The 5,562-nt window shown below is 39.7% G+C and carries 8 protein-coding genes; 3 read left to right on the top strand and 5 right to left on the bottom strand.

The window, feature by feature from the left end:
- From SORDD16_RS04495 to glmU, 5 genes are all read right to left on the bottom strand, one after another.
- On the bottom strand, positions 1-335 hold a 335-nt coding region (locus tag SORDD16_RS04495; RefSeq protein WP_061452529.1), incomplete at its 3' end, for a MarR family transcriptional regulator.
- Positions 336-411: 76 nt separating this feature from the next.
- Positions 412-1,104 (bottom strand): 5'-methylthioadenosine/adenosylhomocysteine nucleosidase, encoded by a 693-nt coding sequence (locus tag SORDD16_RS04490; protein ID WP_061452528.1) that lies wholly within the window; start codon positions 1,102-1,104, stop codon positions 412-414.
- Positions 1,105-1,119: 15 nt separating this feature from the next.
- Positions 1,120-1,431 (bottom strand): cell wall synthase accessory phosphoprotein MacP, encoded by a 312-nt coding sequence (macP, locus tag SORDD16_RS04485; protein WP_061452527.1) that lies wholly within the window; start codon positions 1,429-1,431, stop codon positions 1,120-1,122.
- A gap of 11 nt (positions 1,432-1,442) precedes the next feature.
- On the bottom strand, positions 1,443-1,988 hold the full coding sequence (locus SORDD16_RS04480) for an NUDIX hydrolase (protein WP_061452526.1): 546 nt from the start codon (positions 1,986-1,988) through the stop codon (positions 1,443-1,445).
- A gap of 9 nt (positions 1,989-1,997) precedes the next feature.
- Complete coding sequence (gene glmU, locus SORDD16_RS04475) at positions 1,998-3,377, bottom strand: bifunctional UDP-N-acetylglucosamine diphosphorylase/glucosamine-1-phosphate N-acetyltransferase GlmU (RefSeq protein WP_061452525.1); 1,380 nt, start codon at positions 3,375-3,377, stop codon at positions 1,998-2,000.
- A gap of 158 nt (positions 3,378-3,535) precedes the next feature.
- Here glmU and SORDD16_RS04470 point away from each other — a divergent pair, with 158 nt between their 5' ends.
- The 3 genes from SORDD16_RS04470 to SORDD16_RS04460 all read left to right on the top strand — a co-directional run.
- Positions 3,536-4,336, top strand: a complete 801-nt coding sequence (locus SORDD16_RS04470) for a glycoside hydrolase family 25 protein (protein WP_061452524.1) — start codon at positions 3,536-3,538, stop codon at positions 4,334-4,336.
- Positions 4,337-4,442: 106 nt separating this feature from the next.
- Entirely contained in the window at positions 4,443-5,285 is an 843-nt protein-coding gene (locus tag SORDD16_RS04465) for a DUF368 domain-containing protein (protein WP_061452523.1), read from the top strand.
- Positions 5,285-5,562: YbaK/EbsC family protein (locus SORDD16_RS04460; protein ID WP_347230203.1), on the top strand; the 278-nt coding region annotated here is incomplete at its 3' end. The genes SORDD16_RS04465 and SORDD16_RS04460, both read left to right, overlap by 1 nt.

The raw sequence follows: 5,562 nt of genomic DNA, 5'->3' as shown, positions 1-5,562 counted from the left end.
CGATCTTTGACTCGCATCTGTTCATCTTTTTCCGCTAACTGCTGATCTTTGGCCTTGAGTTGCTCATACAATCGAAGAATTTCAGCATTTTTCTCATCGACCAAGATTTCCATCAGTTCGCGTTGTTTGACATCATCACTGACCGGTTCATCTTCAAAAATCGTTTTTTTATAAATTTCTTCTAGCTTGATTAAGCCACTTCGAGTAACTACAGTTACACCTTTGTCATTTTTTTTCGTGTCCTCTTCTGGAAGTTCTTTGACACGATTGTTGATTGCTTGACGAGATAGTCCTAAGACCTCTGCAATCTCACTGACGGTCATTTCAATACTCATAATATCCTCTGAAACGTTTTCTAACTTTTCTTTATTTAAATCTTATCATAAGCTAGATAAACTGTCAAATTTCCGCTTAATTCAAGGCCTTTAAAAAGGCTAGTAAGACTTGGGCAGAACGACGTCCAGCTTCGATAATAAACTCATCAAAAGAGATAGAAGCTTCGTGATTGGCATTGTCACTCATAGCACGAATGACTAGGAAAGGTAGGCCAAGAGCCTGAGCTGCTTGTGCAATCGCTGCCCCTTCCATTTCAACTGCTAAAACATCTGGAAAGTGAGATTTGATACTAGTAATCTTATCATCTCCAGCTATAAAGCTATCTCCTGTAGCAATCAAACCTAGGTGCCAAGTCTGTTCTAACTGAGATAAATTTTCTTTAATCTTGGCAATGAACTTCTTATCTGAATCAAAGTAAAGAGGTTGGCCAGCCATTTGACCATAATCATAACCAAAAACAGTCACGTCTACATCATGATAGACCAACTGGTCTGCAATAACAACATCTCCTACTGCAATCCCGTCTGCAACTGCACCTGCTGATCCTGTATTGATAACGGCATTCACTTGGAAGTGGTCAGCTAGAACAGCTACACTCATAGCTGACATGACTTTGCCAATTCCACTCTGAACTAGAACAACTTCTGTCTTGCCAATAGTGCCAGTGTAGTAGGTATTTCCTAGGACTTGGACTTCTTGTACTCTATCTAAATTTTGGGTCAAATGTACAAGTTCTTCTGGCATGGCAGCAATGATTCCAATTTTCATTTCATTTCCTTTCAATTACAAGAGTTTCATTGCCAAAACTAGCAAAATCAAAAGTAAAATTACCACAAACAAGACTCGGTTGAGTTTTGAGTTGAAGACATTTCTCTTAGTGTTCTCAATGCGTCGACTCTTATGCACAGTCGGTTCCACTGTTATTTTCAAGGTTTCTTGGCTAAATCCATGACCTTTTGGAGCTTCGTAGCCAAACTTCTGAGAAGCCGTTGATAAGATTTTAGTCTCTTCAGCGTCAGAGAGTGGAAAATCAGAAATGTCTTCTCCTCTATTGGCACGTTCAATTATTTCATCTGTTAATAAAGGTTTTCCCATGGGTTACTCCTCTATTTCTTTTGTAGTTCCCAGTACTGGATCGCCATAATAGTCTTGGCATCACAGATATGACCTGACTTGATAAGTTCCTTGGCTTCATCAAGACAAACCTCAAGGACTTCCAAGGTTTCATCCTCGTCTTGTGGACGAGGATTTTCTACCTTAACCAAGTCACTTGCAAGATAGAGTTTTAATTTTTCATTACAAAAACCAATCGCAGAATAGAAATCGTACAAGAGCTCTAACTTAGCTGTGTAGGCAACTTCTTCTTCCAATTCACGAAGGGCAGCTGTCATTGGATCAGCATTTTCACCAATTTCCAGTTTTCCTGCGGGAATCTCATAAGAGACCGCCTCGATAGCCTTTCGGTATTGCTTCACAAGGACAATTTTATCCTCAGCTGTCACAGCTAGTACACAAACAGCTCCATTGTGAAAAATCAAGTCACGTTGGGCAGTACCCTTTCCTTCTGGTAGTTCTACCTGGTCTTGCACCAGTTTGAAAATAGGACCTTGATAGATTTCCTTCCGGCTAATCGTTTTTTCTTCAAATTCCATGACAAACTCCTACTGGTTCTTGGGATGATGAGGCAAGCGAGTTGCGTACTCATCTTTATTAACTTGTCGTCCACGGCCGATAGCAATGGCATCAGCAGGAACATTCTTGGTAATGGTTGAACCCGCTCCAACCAGAGAGTTATCCCCAAGCTCTATAGGGGCAATAATGGTCGAATTCGAACCAACAAAGACATTGTTACCAATGACGGTCCTGTATTTGTTTTTCCCATCATAATTAACAGTGATAGTTCCTGCACCAAAATTAACATGACTACCAACTTCACTGTTACCGATATAGGTCAAATGACCAGCCTTGGTATTCTCACCGATTGATGATCCTTTTACTTCTACAAAGTTACCAATATGAACCTTCTTCGCAAGGCTTGAACCTGGACGAATGTGAGCATAGGGACCGACTGTCACACTGTCCGCAACACTACTTTCCTCAATCATGGAGTTCGTAATTACAGCATTAGATCCAATGGTGCTATCCACTACATAAGTACCATTTGTTAAGACTGTTTCTGCTCCAATCTTCGTTTGACCTTTCAAGGTAACGTTAGCTTCGATTTGGACTTCAGGAGCAATCTCGACATCAATATCGATGTATGTTGTTTCAGGATTGACAAAGCTAACACCATTAACCATGTGAGCGTGATTGATACGGCGACGCATCACTGCTTCCGCAGTAGCCAGAGCCACACGGTCGTTTACCCCAAGACTTTCATCAAAGTCTTTCAAAGTATAAGCGCCGACTTTCTCACCTGCATTACGAAAAATTCCAATCACATCGGTAATATAATACTCACCTTGCGCATTGTTGGTATTGATGTTTTTAAGGGCTTCAAAAAGACGTTCATTGTCAAATACGTAAGTGCCAGTATTGATTTCCTTGATTTGTTTCTCAAAATCTGTTGCATCCTTCTGTTCAACAATACGGAGAACTTCAGCGTTATCATTACGGACAATACGACCGTATCCGAACGGATCCGCTGCTTCAGCCGTTAAAATGGTCGCTACATTTTTGTGATTGATATGGAAATCCAAGAGATTTTTTAAGCTTTCACCTGTAATCAAAGGTGTGTCCCCAGCGATGACTAAGGTATGACCTGTCAGGCCTTCTAAAATTGGCTCTGCCATCATGACGGCATGCCCTGTTCCCATTTGTTCTGATTGGGTAACAAAGTCTGTCTGACCAGCCAATACTTGCTCAACTAGCTCAGCCTTGTGACCAACTACAGTGACTGTTTTTTCAGGTTGAATAGCTCCAACACTGCGAAAAACATGTTCCAACATCGAAATTCCAGCTACTTTATGCAACACTTTTGGAAGATCTGATTTCATGCGAGTACCCTTACCCGCTGCTAAAATAATGGCATAATTTGACATACTATTCTCTTTTCTGTAAAAATTCCCTTATATTATACCATATTTTTACTTTTAAAGAACAAACAAATAGGTGATTTTCTGGAAATCTCCTCTACCTATCTACTTTTCTAAACTGTTTTCTTTGATTTTTTTGAATTTTTACGGTAGACTAGACAGGTATGAGAAAAAAAATTCATCCAGCTATTATTTTTAGTTTATTTACCATTTTTTTAGCTATTTTGATCCTCAATAAACCAACTTATAAAGACCACTCTTTCAAGTCAAAGCAAAATGCTCTTCAAGTTGAAACACAAGCCTTGCATAATCTTGATAAACCCATTATCGACGTCTCTGGTTGGCAGAGACCTGAAGAAATCAACTACGACACCTTGTCACAAAACATTTCTGGTGTTATCGTTCGCGTGCACAATGGAGCTCAGCATACTGAAACAAATGATGCTGCCTTTATCAATGGTGTCGATAAAGCTTATAAAAATCACATATCAGAATTTCAAAAACGGAATGTTCCTGTGGGGGTTTATGCCTATGTAGCTGGAAAAAGCAAAGAAGATATGGAGAAGGCTGCTGAAGTCTTCTACAACGCTGCTTCTCCTTACAATCCTAGCTACTACTGGTTAGATATTGAGGAAAAAACAATGTCTGATATGAATGAGGGTGTTGAGGCCTTTCGTGCCAAACTGGCAGCTCTCGGCGCTAAAAATATCGGAATCTACATTGGAGTTTATTTCATGCAAGAACATAGTATCAATACGGATAAATTCTCTGCTGTTTGGATTCCTTCCTATGGGACAGACTCTGGTTATTTTGAAACGAAGCCAAATACTGATCTGGACTATGATCTCCACCAGTACACTTCTAAGGGAAGAATTGCAGGATTTGAACATCATTTGGACATCAATTTGATTTCTACTGACAAAGACAAGGAAGAAACCTTCAGAAAACTATTTTTAAGACCATAAGACGAGTGAAAATAACAAACTTTTTCACTTGTTTTTTCATTTTCTCCCTGTCTGTGTTATAATTGATAGCATAGAGAAAGAATTTTATGAAATTGAGGATTTTATTATGTTTTCATGGATTGCACGAGTTATTAAAGGAATCGTCATCGCATTAGGATTTATCCTACCGGGAATTTCTGGCGGTGTTTTAGCAGCTATTTTGGGTATTTACGAGCGAATGATTGGCTTTCTGGCTCACCCCTTTAAAGATTTTAAAGAGAATGTTCTATACTTTATTCCAGTAGCTATCGGGATGTTGCTAGGGATTGGTTTGTTTTCTTATCCAATCGAGTATCTGCTAGAAAACTATCAAGTCTATGTTTTGTGGAGCTTTGCGGGAGCTATCATCGGTACAGTTCCTAGCCTCCTTAAAGAATCTACTCGAGAATCTAATCGTGATAAGATTGACCTAGTCTGGTTCTGGACTACCTTTATCCTTTCAGGCTTGAGCCTTTACGCTCTCAATTTTGTCGTAGGTTCACTCAGTGCTAGTTTTGCAAACTTCATCTTGGCAGGTGTTCTTTTAGCTCTTGGTGTCTTGGTGCCTGGTTTAAGTCCGTCAAATCTGCTCTTGATTTTGGGACTGTACGCTCCCATGCTCACTGGTTTTAAGACCTTTGATTTATTCGGAACCTTCCTTCCTATCGGAATTGGTGCAGGAGCAACCCTCATTATCTTTTCAAAATTAATGGATCACGCCTTGAACAACTACCACTCCCGTGTTTATCACTTTATCATTGGGATTGTGCTGTCAAGCACTCTCTTGATTTTGATTCCAAATGCTGGAAGTGCTGAAAGTATCCAATACACTGGACTTTCCATCGTGAGCTATGTTCTCATCGCCTTCTTCTTTGCACTTGGCATTTGGCTTGGTATCTGGATGAGTCAATTGGAGGATAAGTATAAATAATGGCAAAGAAAGTCAAGATAAAAAAAACCTTAGTCGAACAAATCTTAACCAAGGCAGGTATCGAGCACATAGGCATTCAAATCAATGCGCTTGAAGGTGAACTTCCTTCTGAATATGATCGAACACATATCTTTAAAACCTTGGCCCTATTAGGGGACAAAACAGGTCCAATCATCGGAATTGTTCCTATAACAGAACACCTCGCTGAGAAAAAACTAGCAAAGGTTTCTGGTAATAAAAAAGTCAGCATGATTCCTCAAAAAGATCTAGAAAAAAC

Source organism: Streptococcus oralis, from assembly GCF_001578945.1.
Lineage (GTDB): Bacteria > Bacillota > Bacilli > Lactobacillales > Streptococcaceae > Streptococcus > Streptococcus oralis_Q.
The sequence above is the reverse complement of the archived record's forward strand: the minus strand, read 5'-3'. Positions and strand labels throughout refer to the sequence as shown.

Coding starts and splice junctions, on each gene's coding strand:
- glmU (WP_061452525.1), bottom strand. CDS start 3,377: ATGTCAAATTATGCCATTATTTTAGCAGCGGGTAAGGGTACTCGCATG.
- macP (WP_061452527.1), bottom strand. CDS start 1,431: ATGGGAAAACCTTTATTAACAGATGAAATAATTGAACGTGCCAATAGA.
- SORDD16_RS04470 (WP_061452524.1), top strand. CDS start 3,536: ATGAGAAAAAAAATTCATCCAGCTATTATTTTTAGTTTATTTACCATT.
- SORDD16_RS04480 (WP_061452526.1), bottom strand. CDS start 1,988: ATGGAATTTGAAGAAAAAACGATTAGCCGGAAGGAAATCTATCAAGGT.
- SORDD16_RS04465 (WP_061452523.1), top strand. CDS start 4,443: ATGTTTTCATGGATTGCACGAGTTATTAAAGGAATCGTCATCGCATTA.
- SORDD16_RS04490 (WP_061452528.1), bottom strand. CDS start 1,104: ATGAAAATTGGAATCATTGCTGCCATGCCAGAAGAACTTGTACATTTG.